Genomic DNA, 25,418 nt, shown 5'->3' with positions numbered 1-25,418 from the left:
CACCGGACAGGGGTGCGGGGCCGGCCGTCAGGGACTCAGCAGCCGAGGGCGTCCACGCCCGAGGCCGCGATCTGCTCCAGTGCGGAGCGGTCCGCTCCCGACTGGGCGGCGACCCGCATCCCGGCGATGAGGGCCGTCAGATACCAGGCGAGACCGTCCGTCGCCCGCGGGGAGGTGACCGAACCGTCCCGCCTGCCCTCCGCGATCACAGCGCGCAGCGAGACCAGGCGCCGCTCCAGGTCCCGGTTGAGGACCGCTGCGATCTGCGCGTCGGAGGCGGCCATCTGGGTCGTGGTGTTGACGGTGAAGCAGCCGGAGCCGTAACCCTCGCGCCGGTTCTCCATCTCACCCTCGATGATCACCGAGAACAGGGCGCGGACACGTTCGGCGGCGGGGCGCCCCTCCTCTGCGAGCAGGGAGACCTGACGGGCGGTCATGGTGTCGACGTAGTACGACAGGGCCCGCAGGAACAGGTGTTTCTTCGACTTGAACGTGTTGTAGATGCTGCTGCGCCCGAGTCCTGTGGCCGTGCACAGGTCCTCGGTGGAGGTGGCCTCGTAGCCTTTGATCCAGAAGACGCGACACGCCGCCTCAACCGCCTGGTCCTCGTCGAACTGCCGTGGTCTTCCCATGGCAGCACCCTAGCAGGTTATGGAACGTTCGGAACAAAACTGGTGCGGGCTCCGGCCGACGTCACGGAGATGATGGGGGCCGGAGCCCGCGTTCCCCGGGACCGTCAGGCGTTGCGCCCGCCGTCGACGGCGAGTCTCGCGCCAGTGGTGAAGCCTGCCTCCGGAGAGGCGAAGTAGGCGACCGCGGCGGCTATCTCCTCCGGCTGCGCGTAGCGGCCGAGTGGGGACAGGCCTTTCTGGAACTCGGAGCTCGGGCCGTCCTCCGGATTCATGTCGGTGTTCGTGGCCCCTGGAGCCACCTCGTTCACCGTGATCCCGCGCGGCCCCAGATCCCGGGCCAGGCCCTTCGTCATACCCGTGACGGCGGCCTTGCTCGTGGCGTAGGCGGTGCATCCAGGGCCCAGGGCGTACTCCCCGAGACACGAGCCGATGTTGACGATCCGCCCGCCGTCCGTCATGTGCCGCGCCGCCTCCCGGGCGGCGAGGAGCGAGCCGCGGATGTTGACATCGATCGTCCGGTCCACGACCTCGACCGGTACGTCCCCGATGTCGGAGAACGTCGTGTCCATCACTCCGGCGCTGTTGACCAGGATGTCCAGACGCCCCAGCTCACGGACCGTCCGGTCCACGGAGGCGCTCACGGCCTCGGCGTCGGCGACGTCGGCCCGGATCGCGACGGCGCGCCGCCCCGTCTTCCTCGTCAGGGTCTCGGCGGTGTTCCGCGCGGCCTCCTCGTTCCCCTGATAGGTGATGGCCACATCGGCGCCCTCCTCCGCCAGCCGCAGCGCCACCGCGGCACCGATGCCCCGGCTGGCGCCCGTGACGAGGGCGACCTTTCCGTTCAGTTTCTCGATCATGACGTGCGCATTCCTCCGACTGTCCGGTGTACGGGTCAGACCTGGTAGGAGCCGTACTTCTCGGCGACCTGCTTGGCCTGGGGATTGTCGGCGGGGTCGAACGGCGGGATGTTCTCTCCGGCGACCGCGTTCCTGCCGGCCTCCAGGAAGAACCGTTCGAACCCTCCGGGGGTGAACAACAGCAACTGCTTGGCCGTGTGCAGACCGGTGTTGCGGAAGCCGTGCACGGTCCCGCGGGGCACGAAGACGAAGTCACCGGCCTTGACCTGATAGGTCTCACCGTCCGCGTGAATCTCCAGCTCGCCTTCGAGGAGGTAGAAGGCCTCGTCCTCGTGACGGTGGTCGTGCAGCGGCGGCCCGCCCCCAGGGGGGACCGAGGCCTCCAGCACCGCGAGGCTGCCCGCGGACTCCTCGTGGCCGACCTTCACCGAGTAGACGTCGCCGTTGAGCCACACGGCACGGCCCTGCCCCGCAGGGATGTGCGTCACCTTGCGGATCTGCGGGGGTCGGTCGGTGTTCTGCTGCTCCAACAGGGACACGGTGCGCCTTTCTAGACGGATTCGAGACGGGTCGCGGACAGCGTCTGTCCTTCGGTGAGCGCCGGATGTGCCTGCGCGGGCACCTCGTTCCCGCCGAACTCGACGGTGAGGAGGCGAAGCCATCCGTCCCGGCAGGCGACGAACAGGCCGTGGTCCAGGCGCCGTACGGTCCCGGCGGGCGCCGGAAGCTCTCCGGCGGGGGTCGTGTCGTCGGCCGACAGGACTGTCACACGCTGACCGGACGGTGTTTCCGCGAACGCCCCGGGATGGCGGTATCCGGCCCGGATGTGGCACGCCACCTTGTGCGCCGAGTGGGCGAAGTCGAGGCGGTAGTCGTCCTGCGAGGGACGGGTGAAGTAGGTCCGCTCGGACGGGTCCTGCGGGATGCGCCGGAAGCTGCGGGAGGCGAGCTGCGGAATGAGGTCCAGCAGCATCAGCACATTGGCGCGCTCCTGGATGGTCCGCAGCTCCAGGGCCGTCTCCCGTCCGGTGAGCGGTGTCTCGTGCTGCGCGAGGATCGCCCCCGTGTCCAGTCCGGCGGCCATCTCGATGGCCGTCACCGCTCCGTCGGTCTCACCGTTGCGGACCATCCAGTAGAACGGCGCCAGACCGGCGTAACGGGGAAGCGGGCTCGGATGGAAGTTGACACAGGTCACCTTCGGGGTGGCGAGCAGCTCTTCCTTCAGGATGCGCTGGAAGTTGCCCACGACGAGGTAGTCGGGGGCGAGTTGCCGGATCCTTCTCACGAACTCGGGATCGTTGACGTTCGCCGGGCGCAGCACCGGCACGCCTAACGCCTTCGCCTGCTGTTCGAGGTCCACCTGATCGGCGTCGGAGGTGAAGTAGCCGCAGAGGCGGCCGACGGGACTGGTGACGACAGCCGCGAGATCCACCAGTGGGTGTCCGTGCAGCATGTCCAGGAAGGGCGCGCCGAGCTTGGAGTTGATCTCCGAGAACAGCACCACGCGTATCGGGCCGGTCAATGCGGGCTCCTTTCGTACGGAGGCACGTGGGTTAGAAGAAGGGGGAGGTGGACCTGCCACCGAGGAGCACGTTTCCGGTGAGCTGCAGGATGGAGTCCTGGGCGACGGCGTGCTGGCACATGGTGTTGACGTCACGGAGCCACCGGTCCATCGGGGACTTCCTGCGGTAGACGGAGGAACCGCCCACCAGGTCGTAGAGCCGGTGCACGATGCGCCGTGCGGTGCGGAAGGCGTGGTAGCGGGCCAGGGCCGTCTGGACCCGCTCGTCGGCGGAGAGCTCGGTGCCGGTCTCCAGCGCGGCCCACTGGCGCTCGACGCTCGCGTACACGGCGGTCCGCGCCGCGGTGAGCTCCATCTCCAGCTCGGCGACGGCCATCTGCACCCGGTGGTCCTGGGACCAGGCCAGACCGCTCTCGCGGTCGGCGCGGTGGCCGGCCATCTCCCGTACGTGGTCGAGCGCCGCGCGGGCGAGCCCGAGGGGAATGCCCGACATCTTGCGCAGGATCGCGTCCGGCGCGTCGTGCAGCGGGCCGCTGCGCACGGGTTCGGCGAAGGAGAACGAGTGCTCGGCCGGCACGAACAGATCGTCGACCTGGTAGTCGATGGAGCCGGAGCCGGCCAGACCGGTGGTGTACCAGGTGTCGAGGTGCTCGAACCGGTCGGGGGTGGCCAGCACGACCCGCCACAGCCCCCGGCCCGTCGCGTCGTCGATGACGGGACTGCCGTTCTCGTAGACGGTGCAGCCGGCGGCGAGCATGTCGCAGTGCGTGGTGCCGGAACCGAAGCGCCACTGCCCCGAGACGCGGTATCCGCCGTCCACGCGTTCCGCCCGGCCCTGGGGGTAGATCCATCCGGACTGAGCCGTGTCCAGCGAGGAGTACAGCTTGCGGGCGGTCTCCTGATCGAGGAACCCGGAGTAGATGCCGGAGTCCATTCCGATCATGGAGCACCAGGCTGCGGAGACGTCTCCTTGGGCGATGGTCTCCAAGAGCCGTATCTGTTCGACGGAGGTGAGTTCGGGTCCGTCCCACTCCTTGGGCATCGTGGCGCGGAAGACGCCGGCGGAGCGGAGGAGTTCGACGATGTCCTCCGGCAGACGCCGGTTCTCCTCGATCCGTGCCGCGTTCTCCTGCAGGACGGGCTGGATCTCCCGGGCACGGGCGATGATCGCGTCTGCGGTGTTCGGAATGATCGTGGTGTTCGTGGTGTTCGCGGTGTTCGCGGTGTTCGCAAGGGTCGCGGTGGTCATGGGGCTCCTTGTCAGGTGTAACGGCCGTGCGCCATCACACGGTGGGGGTCGATCACGTCCCGGATACGCCGGGTGAGGGCCCGCGCGCCGGGATCCGTGAGCCGGTCGGTCCACTCCCCGTGGTCGACGTCCAGGCGGTAGGGGAGGTATCCGGCTTCGGTGAACAACTCGTAGAGCAGGTCCAGCGCCTGGTGCGCCCGCGCTGTCTCTTCCTCGGTCCGCGCGAACCGGAGGGAGACCACCAGGTCGATGACGTCCGGATCCAGGGCGTTGACGGTTGCGCCGGGCCGTATGCCGGTCGCGGCGTGCACCCGGTCGAGGAGGCGGAGGGCGGCGGTGACGTCCCTGCCGGTGTAGGGGACGAGGGGAAGGAAGAAGATCCAGCCGCCTCCGTGGTCGTCCACCCTCGGGGCTGCCTGCCCGACCGCGGAACGGAGCATCGCCTCGTGATGGGCGACGTCTCCGGCGTAACCGTGCTGGACGACCCGGGAAACAATGTCATCGTCCGCCGGGGGCTCCTGGTCCGAGCGGGCGACCGAGGTGAACAGGCCGGAAGCGTCGGCGAGTCGGCATGCGGTCTCGGTGAGGGCCGCCACCACTTCGCCGGTGCCACCGAGGGGGACGTGGACCAGGTACCCGCCGTGTGCGCTGGTCCCGTAGGTGGTGGACGAGGTGGTGTCGTAGATCTTGAGGACACCGTGCACCAGGCCCTGGGCGTGCCAGCGCCGCAACTCGTCCACTGCCGCGGAGAGTTGGTCGCGGTCGAAGGTGAGGCGGAGGACTCGCTGGGCTTCGGGACGCGGCAGGAGACGGATGACGCCGGCGGTGACGATGCCGAAGTCGGACTGGGTGAACAGGTGCAGCAGCGAGGGCCCGAGTCCGTACGGGTTCGGCGCCGAGACGGTGCCCTCGGCGGGCCACCACCCGACACGGATCCGTTCACCGTCCGGCAGGACGACTTCCAGGCCCACCAGGTCGTCGGTGCGTTGACGGCGGAGCCCCACTCCGCGGTCCAGGGCGTTCCCGAGGACGCTCGAATACCCGGAGGAGGCCGTGACGTTCAGCATGCGCGGGGTGTCCGCGAGTTCGGCGGCCAGCCGGCGCTGGGTCACTCCGGGTTCGATGACGGCCCAGCCGTGCCGGGTGTCGAGGTCACGAATACGGTCGAGGCCATCGAGTTCGATACGGACGGCGTCGTGCCGGGTGGACTCACGTGAGCCGAGGCCCCAGTTCCGCCCGGTGGAGACGGCGTGGAGTGGCGGCGCTTCGTCATCGCCGAAGGCACGGACGATGCCGGGCACTTGGTCGGGGCTGGACGGACGGATGACGGCGGGGACGCGACGGGACTCGAACATGGACACGTTGGCGCCGGCTCGCGCCGGGCGGGCGATGCGGGAGGGGTCGTTGTCGACTGCCTGTCCGGCCTTGTCCAGGGCAGCTGACAGCGTGGTTTCGGGCATGGGGAGGCATCCTCGGTCGAGATGGGCGAGGGAGACGAAGACGGAACACCCGATTCAGGGGCGGGGCACGGACCGTGGATCGGGGCCGGGCCTCGTGGGAGCGGCACCGCTCAGGTAGACCTGCTCCAGGGATCGGCCAGGGGTTGTGCGGACGAAGGCCATCACCCGGATCACCATGGACATCTCCCCGTCCCAGCGGGGCTCGGCCGCACACAGACACGGCACGTCCAGGACGCCCTGTTCGGCGAGGATGAGCGGCGGGATGTCAGCGGTCAGATCCGAGGTCATGGTGAACATCAGGGCTTCGATGTCCTCGGGCCGTAGGTCGTTCTTCCGGAGCACCCCGTCGACAAGGTCGACGGTGGCGCGGGCGATGGCCTCGCGGGTGTTCGCGTCGGAGCGGATCGCACCACGGACGGCACGCACGGTGGAATACATGGGCGGCCGGGTCAGACGGCGGCCATACGGCCCTGGTGGAACAGCAGTGCTCCTTGGTCCGTGTCGCCGTGGTGAGCGGCGGTGACTCGGCCGAGGAACAGACAGTGGTCACCTTCGAGGTGAGCGGTGGAGACAGTGCAGTGCAGGGTGGCCAGGGCGCCGTCGAGGATGCGGCGCCCGTCGGCGGCGATGCTGAAGTACTGCTCCAGTTCGTGCCCCGTGGGCTTGTCCCTGGAGGCGAAGAGCCTGGCGTGGTCACCCTGCAGCCCAGAGAGGAAACTCAGGCAGAACGCTCCGGCGGCGGAGGTGATGGTGTGCGCTCGCGAATGCTTCCGCAGTGACACCAGCACCGTCGGAGGCGCGAGCGTGACGGACGTGAGCGAGTTGACCGTAGTAGCCACGGTTTCGTCACCGTGACCGGCTAACAGGACAGCAACCCCCGTCGGAAACAGTCGCATGACGGACCGGAGATCGGGCTCCGTAGGCGCGGCGGGATAGGTCCCCCTGGTCATCCCTGATTGTCCTTTCATCCTTTGTCTGCCCTTGTGAGGCAGTGTGGTGCGGCGTCCACCTGCGGGAGGACGGTCACACAACGGGAGGTGAGGGCTTTTGAACTGGTCAGTCCAGTAGGGATGAACGTAGCAGACACCGAATGAGGGCACCACTGACCGTGACGACGGGGGCGGACTTTCGGAGCGCTGTGTTACCACTCGGTAGCCGAGGGTTCCATTCGAGCCGCCCCCCTCCGTGAGCTGGAACGTTGCGTCGCACCGGCAGCGGGCACGGAAAGTGCGGTCATCGGGGAGGCCGAGCAGTCCGTGATCACAGCAGAGACATAGATCACGTCAACGCCACTGAGGGGTTTTGGCGGAAAAGAGACATTGCGGAAGCAACCGGTCGGCGATCGCAGCGCGCAGCACTGTTTGCCTCACGCCCCAGGGCCTGAGCCCATGCGCATACCGTTGCACCGGCCCATGCGGACAACCCCGTCGCGCCCTCCCCGCCTCAGAGAGCCAGGATGCGCACGACGAAGAACGCGGCGACGAGCAGGCAACCGATCACGATCAGCAACAGCCAGATGCGCGGGTGCTCCCAGAGGACGCCGTCCGGCCGTTCCTGGTGAGCCTCGGCCGTCGATCCCTCCACAGGAGGTGTCTCTCCGGGCTGGGGCAGTGGCTCGGTCATGGTCACACCTCCGGATGTCGGTCGACGCGTCACGCGGAGCCGTCCGGCTGCCCCTGGTTGTCACAGGAACCCGGCGGGCGGCGCGGGCAACGAACCGCTCTGTACGGTTGATTCGGTCCCGCCACCGCGGCCGGATGCACCCGGGGGCCAGCGGCCGGTTCCCGTCTGCCGATGTGGTCGATCGGCTTCCCGGGCGTACAGGACCGAGCCGACCCGGCGTGACAGATTCTGCCGCGCTCCTCCCGCGAGGTGGGGGCCGCTTCCAGGAGTTCCCGGGCCGGATCCCGGACTTTGCGGTTGGTGTTCCGGGACCGGCCGCGCGACGGGCCCTTTAAGGTTAGCCTTACCTAATTAACTTCCCCCGGCTCATGGCCTGTCCGGCCTTCACGACGAAACGGAGTGACCGCGTGACCGTGGCAGCCGCCCGCGAAGAGGATTCATCCGTCCGGACACTCCCCTGGCCCGAGGATCTGCGGGGCAGCGTGGTCGTCGTCAAGTTCGGTGGCAACGCCATGGTGGACGCCAGGCTCCAACTGACCTTCGCCCAGGATGTGGTGGAGCTGTGGCGCGCGGGCCTGCGCCCGGTCGTCGTGCACGGCGGCGGGCCGCAGATCAGCGCGATGCTGAAGCGGCTCGGGCTGGAGACCCGCTTCGAGGCGGGACTGCGGGTGACCACGCCCGAAACCATGGACGTGGTGCGCATGGTGCTGACGGGGCGCGTGCAGCGGGAGCTGGTCGGTCACATCAACGCCCACGGTCCCTTCGCGGTGGGTCTGACCGGGGAGGACGCGCACACGATGACGGCCGTGCGGCGGCAGGCCCGCGTGGACGGCAGGAGCGTGGACATCGGCCTGGTCGGCGACGTGGTGGACGTCAACCCGGCCATGGTGCGCGCCCTGTTGGAGCAGGATCACATCCCCGTCGTCTCTCCCGTCGCCCGTGGCGAGGACGGGCAGGTCTACAACGTGAACGCCGATCTCGCGGCGGCGGCCCTGGCCGTCGCGCTCGACGCCGAGCGGCTGGTGATGCTCACCGACGTCGAGGGGCTGTACGCGGACTGGCCGCGCAGCACCGAGGTCATCGGACATCTGACGGCCCGCGCGCTCGACGGGCTGCTGCCCGGGCTGGCGAGCGGGATGCTGCCGAAGATGGAGGGCTGTCTGCGGGCCGTCCGCGGCGGGGTGCGCAAGGCGCACGTGGTGGACGGGCGCGTGCCGCACGTGGTGCTGCGCAGTGTGCTCGCCGGAACCAGCCCCGGCACCACCGTGGTTCCCGACGCGGTCACCACGTCCTGACCAGGACGCGTGCGCCGCGCCGCGGGTCCAGGGACTCCGCCCAGGTCCGCGGCGCACGGTGTGCGGCCGTGGGCATGAAGCCGTGGCGGAGGAACAGTCCGGCGCCCCCGGTGGTCGCCGTGAACAGAGCGTCGAGCGACCGGGCACGTGCCGTGGTGAGCACCGCGCGTAACAGCCCGGAGCCCGCTCCGCTCCCCTGCCGGTGTGCTGCCACGCAGAAGTTGTAGACGACGCCCGCGAGTTCGCCGCCCTCCCGCGCGTCGACAGGGTAGGCGCGCAGGCCCACGCAGCCGTCGAGAGTGCCGTCAGGGGCCTCCAGGACCAGGAAGTCGGCCGCGTGGGCGCCGTAGAGGGAGACGGGGCGTTCGCGCAGCGCGCCCGAGCGCACGAAGGGCCGGGACAGGGCGGCAAGGGCGGCGGCCTCGTCCGGGCGGGCAGTGCGCGGGGCGGGCGTCGGTGCGCCAAGGGCGCGTGGCGGCGCGGCAGGGCGCGACAGGGCCGTGGTCAAGGGGTTCCTTCTCTCGGTTCCGGACCGGGGATCAGGCGCGCGAACGGCTCGGACGGCCGTCCACGTACGTCTCCGCCACCTCGATGTCACCGATGCGCGAGGTGTCGACGCGCCGGGGGTCGTCGGCGAGGACGACCAGGTCGGCGTGTTTGCCCGGGGTGAGAGAGCCCAGGCGGTTCTCCCAGTGGCAGGCGCGGGCGCCGGCGACGGTGTACGCGTGCAGGGCCTGGTCGACGGTGACGGCCTCGTCCGGGCCGATGAGCCGCCCGGAGGCGGAGGCGCGTTCGACCATGAACTGGACTGCGCGCAGGGGCGATCCGTCGGCGACGGGCCGGTCGGAGCTTCCCACCAGGGGGATGCCGTGGTCCAGGAAGGCCCGGCCCCGGTACATCCAGGATGCCCGCTCGTCGCCCATGATCGAGGCGTAGTCGTCGCCGAAGCAGCGCAGGAAGCTGGGCTGGACGACCGCGCTGACGCCCAGTCGCGCGAAGCGCGGGAGCTGGTCGGGCCGGATCAGGCCGGCGTGTTCGATGCGGTGGCGGGCCTCGGGGCGCGGTCGCAGACGCTGGGCGCGTTCGAGGGCGTCCAGGGCCACGTCGGCCGCGCGGTCGCCGATCGCGTGCACGGCCAGCTGCCAGCCGGCGAGGTGGCCGTCCACGATCAGGTCCGTGAGGACCTCCGGGTCGTCCTGCAACTGCCCGGCGTGGTCGAGCCCTTCGTACGGACGGGTCAGTGCGGCCGTACGGGCCATCATGCCGCCGTCGGTCCAGACCTTCAGCGCGCCCACGGAGAGCCGGTCGTCGCCGAACCCGGTGCGCAGGCCGAGGTCGAGGGCGCGCGGGATGCCGTCGGTCCGGTGCGCGGCCACCGGGCGCAGCCGGTCCGCGGACACCATGAGCTGCACCCTTAGCGGCAACAGGCCCTTGTCCCGGGCGAGTTGATACGCGCCGAGTTCGACGGGGCTGTGGCCGAAGAGGGTGCCGCCGATGCCCGCTTCGGCGCAGGCGGTGACGCCCTCGGCGAGGCAGGTGCGGGCCGCGCGGCCGATCGCGTCGGCCAGGTCCTCCTGGGAGTGCGGCAGGCGCAGGGCGCGGGCGGCGCCCATGGCCTGTTCGGCGAGGAAGCCGTTCTCGTGCGGGATGCCGGCGGGGAGCAGGTCGAGGACGGCGGTGTTGACGACGCAGCCGTGCCCGGAGTCGTGCAGCAGGTAGAGCTTGCGTCCGTCGCTGACCTTGTCGAGGTCGGCGGCGGTCAGATGACGCCCCAGGGCTCGCTGGTCGTAGCCGGCGATGCTCACCCAGTCGCCGGGTGCCCGGGTGCGGGCGACGGCCTCGGCCACGGCGGCGAGCACGTCGTCGACGCTGGTGCGGCCCGCGATGCTCGGGGTGTTCTGCTTGAACCCGGTCCAGGCGAGATGGACATGGGCGTCGATGAATCCCGGCAGCACCGTGGCGCCCTGGAGGTCGACGACCTCCCGGGCGGGCAGGGAGGTCACGGCCTCGTCGAGGCCCGCGATCCGGCCCCGCCAGATGCCCAGGTCATGAGCGACCGGATGGCCCGGATCCATGGTGAGGAAGCGGGCGTTGGTCAGCCTGGTGCACAGCATCGGCAGGATCAGGCGTCCTGGGACGCGGCGAGGGACCGGGGGCGCAGGTCCGTCCAGTGGGTCTCGACGTACTCCAGGCACGCCTCGCGGGTGTTCTCGGCGAAGGCGATGGTCCATCCCCCGGGCACCTCGGCGAAGGACGGCCAGAGGGAGTGCTGGCCCTCGTCGTTCACCAGAACCAGGAAACGGCCTTCGTTGTCGTCGAAGGGGTTGGTGCTCATGCGCGCTGCCTCCTCGAAGGGCCAAGATTAGGTTAGGCTCGCCTAATTGACGGAGCTTAGCCTTTGGCCCTTCCCTCTCACAAGGAGACGCTCATGCGCTTGGCCGCGGCCGGCAGGGAGGACGCGTTCGCCGGGTACGGGTGGCCCGGGACGCCCGGCACGGACGGGTTCTGGGCCGGGGTGGGAGCACCGGCGGTGGCACCCGACGGTGCCGGCGGATGGACGGCGCTGTTCCTGTGGCGCGGGTCGTCGCCGGTCACCATCGAGTTCGAGAGCTGGTCGGATCCGGTGCCCTTGCGGCGCTGGGCCGACTCGGACTGCTGGTACGCGGAGGTGAGCATGCCCGCGCGGCTGCGGGTGACGTACCGGTTCGTGGTGGAGGACGCCTCCCACGCCGACCCGTTCAACCCGGCCGGGGCGGGCGGTGACCGGTCGATCCTCGCGACGCCCGACGCGCCCGGGCAGCCGCACTGGCCCGTCGTCGGGCCCGACGCGGTGCTGCCCGTGCCGCGCGCGCGGATCCGCTGGGCGAGTGAGCGCCTGGGCGGGCGGCGTACGGTGCGGCTTCATCCGGCGGGGGGCGGTGGGCCGGTGGTGCTGCTGCTCGACGGGGACGACTGGCTGTATCTGCATCCTGCCGTGACCGCGTTCGACTCGGCCGTGGCGGCGGGTGAGGTGCCGCCGGTCACTCTTGTCTTCCTGCCGGCCAAGGACCGGGTGGCCGAGTTCGCCTGCCGGCCCGCGCTGTGGCAGGCGGTACGGGACGAACTGCTGCCGCTGGTGGCGGAGTCGGGCGTACCCGCCGAACTGGAGCGGCTGGTGGTCGCCGGGCAGAGTCTCGGGGGGCTGAGTGCGGTGTACGCGGCGCTGGAGTTTCCCGGCCTGGTGTCCCGGGTGGCCTGTCAGTCGGGGTCGTTCTGGTGGACGCCGGATGCCCTGCGGTCGGCTGATCCGTTGGAGGGCTCGGCCGGGGGTGTGATCGCCGAGCGGCTGCGGGCTGGTGTCGATCTGTCGGGGCTGCGGGTCGCGTTCGACGTCGGGGAGCACGAGGACCGGATGCTGCCCCACTGTGAGGTGACCGAGGGCTTGGTGGAGCGGGCCGGGGCGACCGTGCGGGTGTCCCGGTCCGCGTCGGGGCATGACCGGGCCGGGTGGCGTCATGCGCTGCTCAGGGATGTGGGCTGGGCGCTGGGCGCGTAGCGCCGTTGTCGAGTGCGGGTGCGTGGGGGCTGATCGCGCAGTTCCCCGCGCCCCTGAGGGCGTATCCCCGGGCCCCTTGAGAATGCACGCGTGGCCTCGGTGCTTCGCGCGAAGCGTCGTTGCCGGGTGCGGGGGTGTGGGGGCTGATCGCGCAGTTCCCCGCGCCCCTGAAGGCGTATCCCCGGGCCCCTTGAGAATGCACACGTGGCCTCGGTGCTGCGCGCCAAGCGTCGTTGCCGGGTGCGGGGGTGTGGGGGGGCCGATCGCGCAGTTCCCCGCGCCCCTGAAGGCGTATGCCCGGGCCCCTTGAGAATGCACACGTGGCCTCGGCGCTGCGCGCCAAGCGCCGTTGCCGGGAGCGGGTGCGTGGGGGCCGATCGCGCAGTTCCCCGCGCCCCTGAAGGCGTATCCCCGGGCCCCTTGAGAATGCACACGTGGCCTCGGCGCTGCGCGCCAAGCGCCGTTGCCGGATGCGGGTGCGTGGGGGCCGATCGCGCAGTTCCCCGCGCCCCTGAAGGCGTCTCCCCCGGGCCCCTGAAAGCGTATCCCCGGGCCCCTGAGGGCGTGTCCCCGGGCCCTTGAAGCTCAGCGTGCCACCGCCGAGCAATAGTCCTGGTCTCTTGCCAGCAGGTTGCGGTGGGTGTCCTCCGCCGTGATGACGCCGTCGTCGAGGACGAGGACCCGGTCCGCCGCGTCGAGGAACGCCGGGCTGCTGGTGATCACGATCGTCGTGCGGCCTCGGCGCAGTTTCGCCACGTTGCGGGCGATGAGTTGTTCGGTGACCGCGTCCACCGCCGTGGTCGGGTCGTGCAGGACGAGGACGTCGGTGTCGGCGGCCAGGGCGCGGGCCAGGGAGAGGCGTTGGCGCTGGCCTCCGGAGAGGTTGGCGCCCCGGTCGCGGACGCCGTAGTCGAGGCCCTCGCGGTGCAGGGCGACGACGTCGGTCAGCATGGAGGCCTCGACGGCTTCGGGGACGGTCCGGCTGGTGCCCGACGGGTCGATGTTGGTGCGGAGGGTGCCCGCGAAGATCTCCCCGTCGTACGGGTTGACCAGCAGGTGCTCACGCACCGCCTCGACGGAGAGGCCGGCCAGTTCCCGGCCGCCGATCCGCACCGTTCCCTCGTACGTACCGGGCGGGACCCGCACGGCAAGGACGGCCGCGAGGTCGGCCGCCGCGCGGGGCTGGTAGGGGGCGATGGCGACGAACTCACCCGCCTTCACCTGGAACTTGAGGTCGGTCAGGGTGCCGTGACGGACGCAGTCGATCTCGAGGTCGCCGCCCGGTGACGGGCGTGCGGAGCCCGGCGTCATGACCGGCGGGGCCGACAGCACCAGCGCCATCCGCTCGGCCGACGCGCGCGCGATCATCACGTACTTGGGCATCTCCGAGAACAGCTTGAGCGGCTCCATGATGAACTGCGCCAGGCCCACCGCCATGACCAGTTCGCCGATGGTGATGCGGCCCTCGAACGCCAGCCAGCCCGCCGTCAGGGTCACGGCCCCGGCGAGGACCGCGTTGAGGGCCAGTGCGGTGCCGGCGTAGGCGCCGTTCACCTTGGCGACGGTGATCGACTGGTGTTTCGCCTCGGTGCTGACCTTCCGGTAGGACCGGAACGCCGCGTGGTTGCCGCCGAATCCGTGCAGCGGGCGCAGCCCGGTGATCAGGTCGGCGACCTTCGCGCCCGCCCGCGCCACGCTCGCCTGCTGCTCCTGGGTGCTGCTGCCGATCCGCTTGGACATCACGCTGAGGACCGACAGGATCGCGACGGTGCCCACGATCACCAGCAGGCCGAGCCGGACGTCGGCCAGGCCCAGGGCCACCGCCGCGACCAGCACCGCGACCAGCGAGCTGATCAGCAGCGGCACCACTTCGATGATGTCGGCGGTCTGGTCGGCGTCCTCGGTGGCGATGGTCAGTACCTCGCCGGACTTGAGGTCGACGTCCCGGGCCACGGGCTGCAGACCGCAGGCCGCGACCTTCACCCGCCAGCGGTGCGCCTCGGTCGTGTTGGCCTTCTGCAGGATCCGCATGCCGAACCGCCACGACAGCGACACCGTCGTGATGATCACGGCCAGCGCGCCGATCGACAGGCCGAGCGCCTGGAGGCTGCGGCCGTCCCGCATCGTGTGCTCGACGATCAGGCCGAGAGCGATGGGGAAGGCCGTCTCGCCGGCCTGGTAGAGACCCATGAGGAGGGTGCCCCAGGCCATGGCGCCGATGTTGCGGCGCAGGGCGGTGCGGAGGATGGCGGCCCCGTGGCGGGGCCGCTGGGTGTCAGTTGTCATCGAGGTGGCGGGCAATCGCTTCCGGGGTTCGCAGGGTGAACAGATCGCGAATGGTGATCACGGGACCGTACTCGCGGCGGAGCAGCCCGACGAGCCGCACCGCCAGCATGGAGTGTCCCCCCAGGGACACGAAGTCGCTCACCGCGCTCACCTCGTCGTCGTCCAGATCCAGTGCCTCGGCGAAGTACTCGCACACCACGGTCTCGGTCTCGGTCTCCGGGCCCCGCTCCCCCGCCGTGGTCAGCGCGCCCAGCGGCTTGGCCTCGGGCAGCGCCTTGGTGTCAGCCTTCCCGTTCACCGTCAGCGGGATGCTGTCGACCTGGGCGTAGTGCGTGGGCCGCAGGAAGTCCGGCAGTCCGGCGCCCACGTCGGCGGCGACGGTCGCCAGATCCGCCCCGTCCAGGACCAGGTAGGCGGCCAGCCGGTGGGCGCCGTCCACCTGCGGGTCGGGTTGCGCCACGGCGGCGACGAACCGCACCGCCGGATGCGCCGCGAACACGGCCTCCACCTCGCCCAGTTCGACCCGATGACCGCGGATCTTGACCTGCTGGTCGGTGCGGCCCAGGTACATCAGGTTGCCGTCCGGCCGGCGGAGCACCAGGTCGCCGGTGCGGTACATGCGCTCGCCGGGCGCGCCGAACGGGCAGGCGACGAAGCGGTGGGCCGTCTGGGCGGGCTGCCCGAGGTAGCCGCGCGCGATGCCGATGCCCGACACGTACAGCTCGCCGGGCACCCCGTCCGGCAGCGGTCGAAGCCAGGGGTCCAGGACGTGGACGTCCGTGTTGTCGATGGCCACGCCCACCACCGGGTCCTCGCACTCGAAGGTGCCGACGCCCAGGGTGTTGATGGTGTACTCGGTGGGCCCGTAGAGGTTGTAGCCGACGGTGCCCTCGGTCTCGGCGAGCCGCTGCCACAGGGTCGGGGTGACAGCCTCGCCGCCGAGCAGCACCAGCGCCGGTCGCCGGCCGGGATCGTCGAGCAGGCCCTCGGCCACCAGTTGCTGCGCGTAGGTCGGCGTCACGTTGATGACGTCGATCCCGTGCTCCAGGCAGTACGCGACCAGCCTGGGCGCGTCCCGGCGCAACTCCTCGTCGCAGATGTGCACTTCATGACCGTCGGCGAGCCACAGCAGCTCCTCCCACGACATGTCGAACGCGAACGACACGGTGTGCGCGATCCGGAAGATCCGGTGTCCGTGCTCGGCCAGCACCGGCTCGAAGATCCGGCGCTGATGGTTGATCAGCATGTTGGTGAGACCGGCGTACTCGGTCACCACGCCCTTGGGCTTCCCGGTCGAGCCGGAGGTGTAGATCGTGTACGCGGGGTGGCGCAGCCGGTCCGGGTCGCCGGGTGCGAACGTCACGTACGGCTCGGCGTCGGGAAGAGGCCGGTCCAGTTCGATCAGGTCGCCGGTCAGCCGGGGCGAGACCGCGCTCACGGTGAGGATCACGTCCGGGCGGGCGTCGTCGACGATGGCGGCGATCCGTTCGTCCGGGTGGTCCAGCTCCAGCGGCACGTACGCGGCGCCCACCCGCAGGACGGCGAACAGCGCCGCGATCCAGTCGAGGGAGCGCGGGATCGCGAGGCCCACGGTCGTCTCCGGTCCGATGCCCCGCGCGGCGAGCACGCCCGCCACGTCCCTGCTCCGGTCGCGGAGTTCGGCGAACGTCATCGTCGAGCCGTGGGCGACGAGCGCCACGCGCTGCGGGGCGCGGTCCGCCGCCCGGTCGAACCGGTCGACGACGGTGTCCGTGCCGACGTCGGTGCGTGCGGCCGGCTCGGGCACCGGGCCCAGCCCCCGCAGCGCACCGACCGGCCCGGTGGCGCGGGCCAGGTCCTCGAGCACGCCCAGGTAGTCGTCGAGGAGACGGCGGGCGTTCGCGGTGTCGCCGTCGCGGTACTCCAGCTTGACCGTGAGCCGCTCGCCGGGCGTGACGACCCAGGTGAACGGATAGTGGGTGGAGTCGTCGGCCTTGACCGAGGTGATGCCGTGCCGGGTGTTCATCTCGGCGAACGCGTCCATGTCCAGGAAGTTCTGCAGCACGAACAGGTTGTCGAACAGGGTGTCGTGCCCGCTGGCCCGCTGGATCTCGCCGAGCCCGAGGTGCTCGTGCTCCATCGCCTCGACCCGGGTGGCCTGAACGGCCGACAGGTAGCCGCCGACCGTGTCGTCCGGGCGAGCCCGGGTCCACATCGGCACGGTGTTGAGCAGTACGCCGACGATGTCGGAGCGCCCCTCGCCGTCCCGGCCGGAGACGGTCACGCCGAACACGGCGTCGGCGCGGCCGGTGTGCGCACCGAGCAGCAGGCCGAACGCACCGGTCAGCACCGTGTTCAGGGTGACGCCGTGCACCCGGGCCGCTCCTTGCACCAGCTCGGACTGTTCGGCCGACAGCGTGTGCACGAGGGCCTTCGGCAGGTCGTCCGAGAAGACCGGCGCGGGCCCGGCCAGCAGGGTGGGGCCGGGCAGGGCGGCAAGCTCGTCCGCCCAGAAGCGTTCCGATACGGCGGAGTCCTGGGCGGCGAGCGCCCGGGCGTACTCCTCGAAGCTCGGCGTCGCGGGCGTCGGGTCGAGCGGCTCGCCGGCGAGGACGGCGCGGTAGGCGTCGAACAGGTCGCGCAGGACGATCTCGCGGGACCAGCCGTCCCACAGCAGCAGGTGGTAGCTGAGCAGCAGGCCGTCCCGGCCCCCGGGCAGATGCACGACGGTCAGCCGGATCAGCGGCGGCTCGCCCGTGTCGAAGCCGGTGTCGCGGTCCCGGGCGCGCAGGGCGTCGATCTCCGCGTCCGTGGACACGGCGACCGTGCGGACGTCGACCCGTCGCCCGGCCTTGAGGACCTGCACCGGGTTTCCGTCGTCGTCGGTTCCGAAGCCGGCGCCGACGACCGGGTGCCGCCCGATCACGTGCGCCATCGCCTCGGCCAGCGCGCCGGTGTCCAGGTGCCGGTCGAAGGTGAACCAGTTCTGTGCGACGTAGTGTCCGGCCGAGCCCGCCAGCTGGGCCTGGAAGAACAGGCCACGCTGGAGCGGGGTGACCGGGGCGGTGCGCTCGGCCGTCGTCGCGGCGTCCGCGAGGTGCTGGAGGGCGCCGCGCCAGTGCCCGGTGATCTCGTCGGGGACGCCCTCGGCGAGGACGAACTCGGCGAGCAGGCTTCCGGTGGCCTCGTCGGTCCAGGCGTTGACCTCGACGGCGTACGGGCTCCGCTGGTCGCCGCCGGTGAGGTGCAGCGCCCGGGACTCGCTGCCCCGGCCGAGATAGTTGAACAGCACCTGCGGGCGGGCGGTCAGCAGCGGTGCCGTCTGCGGGTTGAGGTATCTGAGCCGGCCGTAGGCGACGTGCCCGTCCTCGTCCGGCTGGCGCTCGGCGACCTCGCGGGCGGCCGCGACGGGGTCGGTGTGCGGGGTGAGCCGTACGGGTGCGATGGAGGTGAACCAGCCGACGGTACGGGTGTAGTCGTGCTGTTCGAGGGCCGGGACCCGGCCGTGCCGTTCCAGGTCGATCGCCAGGTCGGTGGGCGTGGGCTGGATATGGGTCAGCGCGGTGCGCAGGGCGCCGCACAGCAGCTCGGTGATGCCGACGCCGAGTGCGGTGGGTGCGGTGCGGGTCAGGCGGTCGCTGACGTCGGGGTCGAGTACGACGGTGGTCTCACGCGGTACGCCCGGGGCGGGCAGCAGTTCGGGGGCCTGGAGGGTGGTGACCCAGCGGTCGAGGTCGTCGACGGCGTGGGTCGAGCGGAGCGTCAGGGCTTCGGCGTACTCGGCGTAAGAGGTGGTCGGCGGGGCGAGGGGCTCGCCGCGCAGGGCCGCGGACAGGTCGTCGAGCAGGATCAGCCAGGAGACCGCGTCGACAGCGAGGTGGTGGACGGTGACGACGAGCGTCCTGCTCGACTCCAGCCACGCGAACGCGATGACGTCCGCGGACTCGGGGTCGAGCCGTCCGGCGGCCTCGTTCGCGACGGCTGTCGCGTCGGTGGTGTCCGGGCGTACGACGGTGATCTCGCGGGCGGGCTCGGTGCGGAGGGTCCACGCTCCGTGGGCGGTGTCTAGGCGCAGTCGGAGGGTCGGATGTGCGGCGACCACGGCGTTCGCGGCGCGCACGGCGTCCGCGAAGCCTGTGCCTTCGGGGGCCTGCAGTGTCCTGGCCTGGGCAAAGCGGGTGAGGGAGCCGCCGAGCTCGCGTTGGCGAAGGATGATCGGGGTTGGGGGCAGCGGGCCGTCCTCGCGGTGGGCGAGCTCCGGAGCAGCCCGGGGGGTGTGGGTTCCCAGGTGTTCGGCCAGTGCGCGGGGGGTCCTGAGCAGGAAGACGTCGCGAGGGGCGATGGGCAGGCCGAGGGTCCGTGCCCTGTTCACGACCGTGATGGCGATGATGCTGTCGCCGCCGGCGCGGAAGAAGTCGGTGTCGGCGGTCACGGCGGTGCCGGGCAGGGTCTGGGTGAAGATCTCCACCAGCCTGGCAAGTGTTGTGTGTTCACCTGCGGGTGCGTCGTGGCTTGTCGCGCTCCGCGGCGGAGCCGCATATCGACGCTGTCCCGCGCCCCTGACGGGGCGCTCCGCCAAGGCCTTTCGATCCAGTTTGCCGTTGATCGTCAGCGGTAGGGCGTCGATCGTCAGCACCCTGCCCGGGAGCATGTGGACGGGGAGCCTGGACGACAGACGGGCCGTCAGGTCGGCCGGCGCGCTGCCCACCACGTGCGCGACCAGGTGGTCCCCGGTGTCCGCCACCGTCACGGCCGCGTCGGTCACGCCGTCGACGGCCCTGATCGCGGACTCCACCTCGCCCAACTCGATTCGAAAACCCTTGAGTTGGACCTGGTCGTCCGCGCGGCCGGTGAAGACCAGCTCGCCGTCGAGGGTGCGGATCGCGAGGTCGCCCGTGTGGTACATGCGGGAGCCGTCGGCCGTGAACGGGTTCGCGACGAAGCGGCCCGCGGTGAGGCCGGGCCTGCCCAGGTAGCCGAGCGACACCTGGTCGCCGGCGACGTAGATGGCGCCCTCCCGGCCCGGCGGCACCGGGCGGAGCCGGTCGTCCAGGAGGTGGGTGACCAGGCCGGGGATCGGGCCGCCGATGGGGCTGACCTCGTCGCCGGGGCCGAAGTCCGCGGCGGTCAGCACCCGGTGGGTGACGTGGACCGTGGTCTCGGTGATGCCGTACATGTTGACCAGCTCCGGCGAGCCCGTGCCATGCCGCTCGACCCAGCCGCGCAGCCGGCCGAGGTCCAGTGCCTCGCCGCCGAAGATGATGCGGCGCAGTGCGGGCAGCGGTTCGCCGGTGAGCCGGTCGGCCTCGATGAACTGGTAGAAGGCCGACGGGGTCTGGTTGAGGACGGTGACACCGCGCTCGCGGACCAGCCGGTGGAAGTCGACCGGGGAGCGCGTCAGGCCGTACTCGGGCACCAGCAGCTCACCCCCGTGGGCCAGCGCGCCCCACAGCTCCCAGACGGCGAAGTCGAAGGAGAAGGAGTGGAACTGGACCCAGACGTCGTCCGGGCCGAAGTCCATGCCGGGCCGGGTGTGGGCGAGCAGTGACACCACGCTGGAGTGCGGCACGACGACGCCCTTGGGACGGCCCGTCGATCCGGAGGTGTAGATCACGTAGGCGGGCGTGTGCCAGTCCGGCTCGGGGCCGGGGGCCGTGAGCGCGGCCGGGGGCTTGTCGCCCTGCACCAGCACCCGGGCCCGCACGCCTGCCCGGTCCAGGAGGCGCGTGAAGCGGTCGCGTTCGTCGCGGTCGACGAGGACGACCTGCGGGGCCGCGTCGGCGAGGATGTACTCCAGCCGCTCGTCCGGGTACGCCAGGTCGAGGGGGACGTAGGCGCCCCCCGCGCTGACGACGGCGACCAGGGCGACGACCTGCTCCAGGGAGCGCGGGACGGCCACGGCGACCCGCCGGCCCGGGCCGACTCCTGCCGCGCGCAGGACGGAGGCCAGGTCGTTCTTCGCGTCGGACAGTTCGCCGTAGGTCAGGGAACGGGTGGAGCCGTCGAGGCCGCACTGGGTGACGGCGGTGGCCGCCGGGTCGCGGCGGGCGGCGGTGTCGAACAGTGCGCCCAGGGTGGTCGGGGTGACCGGAGCGGGACGCTGTCCGGCTTCCTGTGCCAGGTCGTCGACCGGGGTGTCCGGGTGGGTGAGCAGGCCGGTCAGGGTCCGGTTGAAGGTGTGCAGGATCGCCTGGGCGGTCGGCTCGCGCAGCAGTTCGCCGTCGTAGATGAGGTTGAAGCGCGGCCGGCCGTCGCGTGCCCGTTCCACGACCAGGGTCAACGGGTAGTGCGGGGCGCCCTCGTTGACGAGGTCCGTGACGGTCAGCGTGTCGCCGGGGCGCCGGAGCGACGTCAGGTCGGTGGCCACGTCGAACACCACGAGCGTGTCGAAGAGGGAACCGGCTCCGGCCAGGCGGCCGATGCGCGCGAGGGAGACGTGCTGGTGCGGACGGGTCGCGTCCTGGTGATCGCGCACCGAGGTGAGCAGTCCGGCCGCCGTGGTCCCGGCGGTCCAGCGGGCGCGCACGGGCACGGTGTTGATGAACAGGCCCACCATGTCCCCGATGCCCGGCACATCGGCGTCGCGGCCGGAGACCGTGGAGCCGAACACGACATCCGTGCCCTGGAGGATGCCGCCGAGGGTGACGGCCCAGGCGCTGTGCACGGCGACGCTGAGTGGCACGCCGGCCTCGCGGACGGCGGCGTCGAGGTCACCCTCGGGTTCCATGGCGGTGTCGGCGAACCGGTCGGAGGGCGTGTGGCCCTCGGCGACCAGCGAGGGGCCGGACAGCCCGGCGAGTTCCTCGCGCCAGACGCGGTCGCTCTCGTCGGCGTCGCGTCCGGCGAGCCAGTGCACGTAGTCGGCGAAACCGCCCAGCGGGCGGACGGTGCCCGGGGCGTGGTACTCGGCGAGCAGCGCGCGGAGCATGGGCGGCACCGACCAGCCGTCGGCGATGATGTGGTGCACGGTCTGCACCAGGACGTTCCGGCCGGAGCCGGCACGGACGAGCGTGTACCGCATGAGGGGGCCGGTGGCCAGGTCGAAGCCGGTGCGGCGGTCCCGTTCGGCGAGGTCGCGTATCTCCTCAGCCGTGATGCCGGGGCGGTCCAGCGTGCTGAAGGGGGCCTCGACTCCGTTCTCCAGGACGGACACCACGCGGCCGTCGGTGAGGGCCGTGAAGCGGGCGGCCAGGTTCGGGAACAGGGTGAGCAGCCGGGTGGCCGCCGTCGCGAGCCGGTCGGCGTCCACCTCGCCGTCCAGGGTGAGCAGTTGCTGCTCGACGTAGGCGCCCGCGGAGTCGTCGTCGAAGACCGAGTGGAAGTAGAGGCCTTCCTGGAGCGGGGTCAGCGGCAGGACGTCCCGCAGCGCCGGGCCGTCCAGGGCGTCGACGTCGGCCTGGGTGAGCGGTACGAGGGGGAAGTCGCTGGGCGAGTGGCCGCCCTGGTCGAGTGCGGCGAGTCCGGTCAGGGCCGTGCGGAAGTAGTCGCCGAGTGCCGTGATGTCGGCGTCGGTGAACAGGCCGTCGGGCCAGGAGATGGTGGTGACCAGCTCGTAGGCGCCGGAGGCGGCGGGTTCGGCGATCGCGTTGAACTCCAGGGCGCGCGGCAGACGCATCCGGGGGTCGCGCCGCTCGCCCAGTTGGCCGGTGGTGCCCGCGAGTTGCCAGTCGCCGGGTGCGCCGGCGGCGAAGCGGCCGAGGTAGTTGAAGAGCACCTGGGGTGCGGGGGCGTCGAACTCGCTGTGGGTGAGGTAGCGCAGGGCGCCGTAGGAGATGCCGTTGTCCGGTACCCGGGCGAGGTCCTCCTTGACCGCCTTGAGGGCGGCGGTCAGATACTCGGGGGTGGTGAAGTCCGTTGCCGTGCCGGGGTCGACGGTCACCGGGAAGAGGGTGGTGAACCAGCCCACGGTCCGCGAGAGTTCCGGCTCGAAGCCGGCCGAGCCCGCGACGAACTGCCCTTCGCGGCCGTGGCCTTCGAGTTCGATGTGGGCGAAGGTCTGGTCCTGGCCGAGGTCGCGGCGGCGGCGGGCGAGGGCGACGGCGAGCGCGGCGAGCAGGACGTCGTTGACGCCGGCGTGGAACTTCGCGGGGATCTCGTTCAGCAGCGCGGCCGTGACCTCGGGGCCGACCGTGACGGTTCGCAGGCGTTCGTCGGCGACGGTGTCCGTCTCGGAGAGGGCGCGGCGGGCCAGCGGCCGGTCCTCGCCGGGCAGGGGGCGCCGGTAGGAGGAGCTGTCGGCGTCGAACGCGGCGCGTTCCAGCAGCTGGGTCCAGCGCCGGAACGACGTTCCCGTCGGGGGGAGTTCGACCGGCTCACCCGAGCTGAACTGCCGCCAGGCGGTGGCCAGGTCTTCCATCAGGATGCGCCAGGAGACGCCGTCGACGACCACGTGGTGGGCGACGAGGACGAGTTGGCGTGCCGCGGGGCGCCAGACGGCCCGGATCATCACGCCGCTCGCCGGGTCCAGTCCGGCCGTGGCGAGGGCGATGCACTCGTCGAGCGGCCGGTCGCTGCGCTGCCAGCCGGGCTCGGCCCGGTCCGCGTCGGGGATGTCGAAGCTCCAGCGGCTGCCGCGCACCAGTTTGGCGCGGAGCATGTCGTGTCGGGCCACGAGCGCGGTGAGGATCGTGTCGAGGGCGCCCGGGGTCAGGTCCGCGGGGGTGTTCAGGACGACCGACTGGACGAAGCCGTCGACGGCGTCCGTGGTCTCGCCGAGCCACTGCACGATGGGTGGGCCGACGACGGTGCCGGTGGCGACATCGGCGTGGTCCACGGTGGAGACGTCCTCGCGGCTCGCGACCGCGGCCAGCGCGCCCACGGTGCTGTGGGTGAAGATCTGCCGTCCCGTGACGTGCAGGCCCTGCTCGCGCAGCGCGCTCAGCAGGGAGATCGCGAGGATGCTGTCGCCGCCGAGCTGGAAGAAGTCCTGGTCGACGCCGACCTCTTCGAGGCGCAGCACCTCCGCGACCGCCGCGCACACCGCCCGTTCGTCGTCGGTGGTGGGGCGGGCGAGCGAACTCGTCGCGACCGTGGGTTCGGGCAGGGCGTTGCGGTCGAGCTTGCCGTTGGCGGTGAGCGGGAACTCCTCCATCACCACGATGTGGGCGGGCACCATGTACTCGACCATGTGGGCGCCGGCCCAGGCCTTGACCTCGTCGGACCGCAGGTCCTCGCTGCCGGCGGCGGGTATGACGTAGCCGATGAGGTAGGTGCCGCCGGCCGTGTTCTTCTTCGCGACGACGCAGGTGTGCCGGACCCGGGGGTGCTCGGCGAGGCCGACCTCGACGTCCTCGATCTCCAGCCGCATGCCGCGGATCTTGATCTGGTTGTCGGCGCGGCCGAGGAAGTCCAGCGATCCGTCGGGGGCGAAGCGGGCGAGGTCGCCGGTGCGGTAGAGGCGGGAGCCGTCGTTCGCGAAGGGGTTGGCCACGAACCGGGAGGCGGTCAGGCCGGGCGCGCCCACGTAGCCGCGGCCCAGGAGGAAGCCGCCGACGTAGAGTTCACCGCCGACGCCGACCGGGACCGGGCGCAGTTCGTCGTCCAGGACGTAGAGCTGGGTGTTGGGGTTGGCCTTGCCGATGGACGTCGACAGGCGTTCCGCTGCGCCCCGGTAGATGACGTGCGAGACGCCGATGGTCGTCTCGGCGGGGCCGTAGCCGTGGTACATGGGGATGTCGTCGAGCTTGGTGCGGAATCGCTCGTACAACTCGGGGGTGAGCACTTCCCCGCCGCACCACACGTGCCGCAGGCTGTCCAGGCGGCCGGAGTCGCCCGCCATCTCCAGCAGCACGTCCAGCATGGAGGACACCAGGTACGTGAAGGTGACGCGCTGTTCGGCGATGACGCTCAGCAGGTGGTGGGGATCGCGTTCGCCGCCGGGCCGCAGGACGACGAGCCGGCCGCCGCAGACCAGCGGCAGGAAGATCTCGTTGATGGAGATGTCGAACGACAGCGGCGCCTTGAACAGCGAGGCGTCGTCGTGGCCGAAGCCGAGGATCTCGTTCACCTGCCACAGCAGGCGCTCGCTGATCGCCGCGTGCCGGATCATCGCGCCCTTGGGCCGCCCGGTCGAACCGGACGTGAAGATCACATAGGCCAGCGCGTCACCGAGGACGGTGACGCCGGGCCCCTCCGCCGGGTACGAGCCGTACCGCCAGTCGCCGAGGTCGACGGCCACGGCCTCCGGTTCGGCCGGGTCGGGCTCGCCGGAGGTGTTGAGCTGGACGACGACCCGGGCGTCCTCGATGACGACGGCCCGGCGCGCGGCGGGCCACTGCGGATCGAGCGGTACGAAGGCGCAGCCGGCCTGGAGCACGGCGAGCAGCCCGATCACCATGTCGGCGGAGCGGGTCAGTGAGATGCCCACGACCTGTTCGGCGCCGAGTCCGCGGGCGAGCAGATGATGGGCCAACTGGGCCGCGTGTTCGGCTACTTCGCGGTAGGTCAGCGACCGGTGCTCGTCGACGACGGCCACGGCGTCCGGGCGTTCGCCCGCCTGCCGGTGGAACATCTCCACGATGGTGGGGCGGTCCCGGTCGGCCCGGTTGTCGTTCCACTCGGCCAGGGTCCGCAGCCTGGCCGCCACGCTGGAGGGGCCGATGGTGCCCAGCGGCCGGTCCGGGAAGTCGGCCAGGTCGTCCAGCGCGAGCTGCGCGTCCTCGGGGGTGACGCCCTCGGGGACGATGATGCCGCGGCCGTCCGGGGCGACGTCCCAATCGCCGGGCGCGGTACCGCCGTTGTCGACCCAGCCCAGGACGTCGGCGAAGAGCGTGCCGGGGGTGAGGTCGATGCCCTCGGGGCTCCGGCCCGTCGCCCAGTACGACAGTCCGATGGCGCAGGCCTCGGTGATGGTCCGGTCCGGGTAGTCGCCGATCCGCCGGCGCACATCGGCCAGGCGCCTGGGAGAAAGCAGTACGAGACGAGCGCGCGGTTCCATCATCGAAGACTCAGCGTCCCTTCCAGAATGTGGAGTTAGGCTAA

The 25,418-nt window shown here is 71.3% G+C and carries 16 protein-coding genes; 2 read left to right on the top strand and 14 right to left on the bottom strand.

The genetic code is table 11. The features are described 5' to 3' along the window. Positions 1 to 35 precede the first annotated feature (35 nt). The 9 genes from ACZ7EG_RS19470 to ACZ7EG_RS19430 all read right to left on the bottom strand — a co-directional run bounded on the left by ACZ7EG_RS19470 (position 36) and on the right by ACZ7EG_RS19430 (position 7,343). The gene (locus ACZ7EG_RS19470; RefSeq protein WP_471079901.1) at positions 36 to 632 is read right to left on the bottom strand and encodes a TetR/AcrR family transcriptional regulator; all 597 of its coding nucleotides are present in this window, start codon (positions 630 to 632) and stop codon (positions 36 to 38) included. Positions 633 to 736: 104 nt separating this feature from the next. Beyond that, entirely contained in the window at positions 737 to 1,489 is a 753-nt protein-coding gene (locus ACZ7EG_RS19465) for an SDR family NAD(P)-dependent oxidoreductase (RefSeq protein ID WP_471079898.1), read from the bottom strand. Between the two features lie 35 nt (positions 1,490 to 1,524). Further along, positions 1,525 to 2,028 carry a quercetin 2,3-dioxygenase gene (locus tag ACZ7EG_RS19460; protein WP_471079895.1) on the bottom strand — a complete coding sequence of 168 codons (504 nt, stop codon included), beginning with the start codon at positions 2,026 to 2,028 and terminating at the stop codon, positions 1,525 to 1,527. Between the two features lie 11 nt (positions 2,029 to 2,039). Then, on the bottom strand, positions 2,040 to 3,011 hold the full coding sequence (locus ACZ7EG_RS19455) for a methionyl-tRNA formyltransferase (RefSeq protein ID WP_471079892.1): 972 nt from the start codon (positions 3,009 to 3,011) through the stop codon (positions 2,040 to 2,042). Positions 3,012 to 3,042: 31 nt separating this feature from the next. Further along, positions 3,043 to 4,260, bottom strand: a complete 1,218-nt coding sequence (locus ACZ7EG_RS19450; protein WP_471079889.1) for an acyl-CoA dehydrogenase family protein — start codon at positions 4,258 to 4,260, stop codon at positions 3,043 to 3,045. 11 nt (positions 4,261 to 4,271) lie between these two features. After that, on the bottom strand, positions 4,272 to 5,720 hold the full coding sequence (locus tag ACZ7EG_RS19445; RefSeq protein WP_471079886.1) for an FAD-binding oxidoreductase: 1,449 nt from the start codon (positions 5,718 to 5,720) through the stop codon (positions 4,272 to 4,274). Positions 5,721 to 5,774: 54 nt separating this feature from the next. Further along, positions 5,775 to 6,158: a chorismate mutase gene (gene aroH, locus ACZ7EG_RS19440; RefSeq protein WP_471079883.1), complete on the bottom strand. Its 384-nt coding sequence runs from the start codon at positions 6,156 to 6,158 to the stop codon at positions 5,775 to 5,777. 11 nt (positions 6,159 to 6,169) lie between these two features. After that, positions 6,170 to 6,616: a flavin reductase family protein gene (locus tag ACZ7EG_RS19435; protein ID WP_471079881.1), complete on the bottom strand. Its 447-nt coding sequence runs from the start codon at positions 6,614 to 6,616 to the stop codon at positions 6,170 to 6,172. Between the two features lie 547 nt (positions 6,617 to 7,163). After that, positions 7,164 to 7,343, bottom strand: a complete 180-nt coding sequence (locus tag ACZ7EG_RS19430; RefSeq protein WP_471079878.1) for a DUF6480 family protein — start codon at positions 7,341 to 7,343, stop codon at positions 7,164 to 7,166. Positions 7,344 to 7,756: 413 nt separating this feature from the next. Here ACZ7EG_RS19430 and argB point away from each other — a divergent pair, with 413 nt between their 5' ends. Then, positions 7,757 to 8,638: an acetylglutamate kinase gene (argB, locus tag ACZ7EG_RS19425; protein WP_471080406.1), complete on the top strand. Its 882-nt coding sequence runs from the start codon at positions 7,757 to 7,759 to the stop codon at positions 8,636 to 8,638. Here the strand turns inward: argB and ACZ7EG_RS19420 are convergent. Genes ACZ7EG_RS19420 through ACZ7EG_RS19410 form a run of 3 tightly spaced genes read right to left on the bottom strand, consistent with a single transcriptional unit; the run spans position 8,625 to position 10,973 of the window. Next, complete coding sequence (locus tag ACZ7EG_RS19420) at positions 8,625 to 9,146, bottom strand: GNAT family N-acetyltransferase (protein ID WP_471079875.1); 522 nt, start codon at positions 9,144 to 9,146, stop codon at positions 8,625 to 8,627. The two genes, argB and ACZ7EG_RS19420, sit on opposite strands and share 14 nt — an antisense overlap. A gap of 31 nt (positions 9,147 to 9,177) precedes the next feature. Next, positions 9,178 to 10,752, bottom strand: a complete 1,575-nt coding sequence (locus tag ACZ7EG_RS19415; protein WP_471079872.1) for an amidohydrolase — start codon at positions 10,750 to 10,752, stop codon at positions 9,178 to 9,180. Between the two features lie 8 nt (positions 10,753 to 10,760). Next, complete coding sequence (locus ACZ7EG_RS19410) at positions 10,761 to 10,973, bottom strand: MbtH family protein (RefSeq protein WP_031107701.1); 213 nt, start codon at positions 10,971 to 10,973, stop codon at positions 10,761 to 10,763. 93 nt (positions 10,974 to 11,066) lie between these two features. On the opposite strand from ACZ7EG_RS19410, the gene ACZ7EG_RS19405 reads away from it, so the two are divergent. Then, positions 11,067 to 12,173 carry an alpha/beta hydrolase-fold protein gene (locus tag ACZ7EG_RS19405; RefSeq protein WP_471079869.1) on the top strand — a complete coding sequence of 369 codons (1,107 nt, stop codon included), beginning with the start codon at positions 11,067 to 11,069 and terminating at the stop codon, positions 12,171 to 12,173. A 585-nt stretch (positions 12,174 to 12,758) separates the two neighbouring features. On the opposite strand, the gene ACZ7EG_RS19400 is transcribed toward ACZ7EG_RS19405, so the two are convergent. Together ACZ7EG_RS19400 and ACZ7EG_RS19395 are read right to left on the bottom strand one after the other, a co-directional pair. Continuing rightward, a complete protein-coding gene (locus tag ACZ7EG_RS19400; protein ID WP_471079866.1) occupies positions 12,759 to 14,459 on the bottom strand; it encodes an ABC transporter ATP-binding protein in 1,701 nt (566 codons plus the stop codon). Next, positions 14,449 to 25,377 (bottom strand): non-ribosomal peptide synthetase, encoded by a 10,929-nt coding sequence (locus tag ACZ7EG_RS19395; protein WP_471079863.1) that lies wholly within the window; start codon positions 25,375 to 25,377, stop codon positions 14,449 to 14,451. Before ACZ7EG_RS19395 ends, ACZ7EG_RS19400 begins: the two co-directional genes overlap by 11 nt. Between the last annotated feature and the right edge of the window lie 41 nt (positions 25,378 to 25,418).

This window comes from Streptomyces sp. NPDC037100 (genome assembly GCF_055606225.1).
Note: the sequence above shows the minus strand (reverse complement) of the source record. Positions and strands in the feature narration are given on the sequence as shown.

Excerpts from the sequence above, each read along its gene's own strand:
- ACZ7EG_RS19470 (WP_471079901.1), bottom strand. The coding sequence starts at position 632 with ATGGGAAGACCACGGCAGTTCGACGAGGACCAGGCGGTTGAGGCGGCG.
- ACZ7EG_RS19465 (WP_471079898.1), bottom strand. The coding sequence starts at position 1,489 with ATGATCGAGAAACTGAACGGAAAGGTCGCCCTCGTCACGGGCGCCAGC.
- ACZ7EG_RS19450 (WP_471079889.1), bottom strand. The coding sequence starts at position 4,260 with ATGACCACCGCGACCCTTGCGAACACCGCGAACACCGCGAACACCACG.
- ACZ7EG_RS19445 (WP_471079886.1), bottom strand. The coding sequence starts at position 5,720 with ATGCCCGAAACCACGCTGTCAGCTGCCCTGGACAAGGCCGGACAGGCA.
- aroH (WP_471079883.1), bottom strand. The coding sequence starts at position 6,158 with ATGTATTCCACCGTGCGTGCCGTCCGTGGTGCGATCCGCTCCGACGCG.
- ACZ7EG_RS19435 (WP_471079881.1), bottom strand. The coding sequence starts at position 6,616 with ATGCGACTGTTTCCGACGGGGGTTGCTGTCCTGTTAGCCGGTCACGGT.
- ACZ7EG_RS19430 (WP_471079878.1), bottom strand. The coding sequence starts at position 7,343 with ATGACCGAGCCACTGCCCCAGCCCGGAGAGACACCTCCTGTGGAGGGA.
- ACZ7EG_RS19415 (WP_471079872.1), bottom strand. The coding sequence starts at position 10,752 with ATGCTGTGCACCAGGCTGACCAACGCCCGCTTCCTCACCATGGATCCG.
- ACZ7EG_RS19410 (WP_031107701.1), bottom strand. The coding sequence starts at position 10,973 with ATGAGCACCAACCCCTTCGACGACAACGAAGGCCGTTTCCTGGTTCTG.
- ACZ7EG_RS19405 (WP_471079869.1), top strand. The coding sequence starts at position 11,067 with ATGCGCTTGGCCGCGGCCGGCAGGGAGGACGCGTTCGCCGGGTACGGG.
- ACZ7EG_RS19400 (WP_471079866.1), bottom strand. The coding sequence starts at position 14,459 with ATGACAACTGACACCCAGCGGCCCCGCCACGGGGCCGCCATCCTCCGC.
- ACZ7EG_RS19395 (WP_471079863.1), bottom strand. The coding sequence starts at position 25,377 with ATGATGGAACCGCGCGCTCGTCTCGTACTGCTTTCTCCCAGGCGCCTG.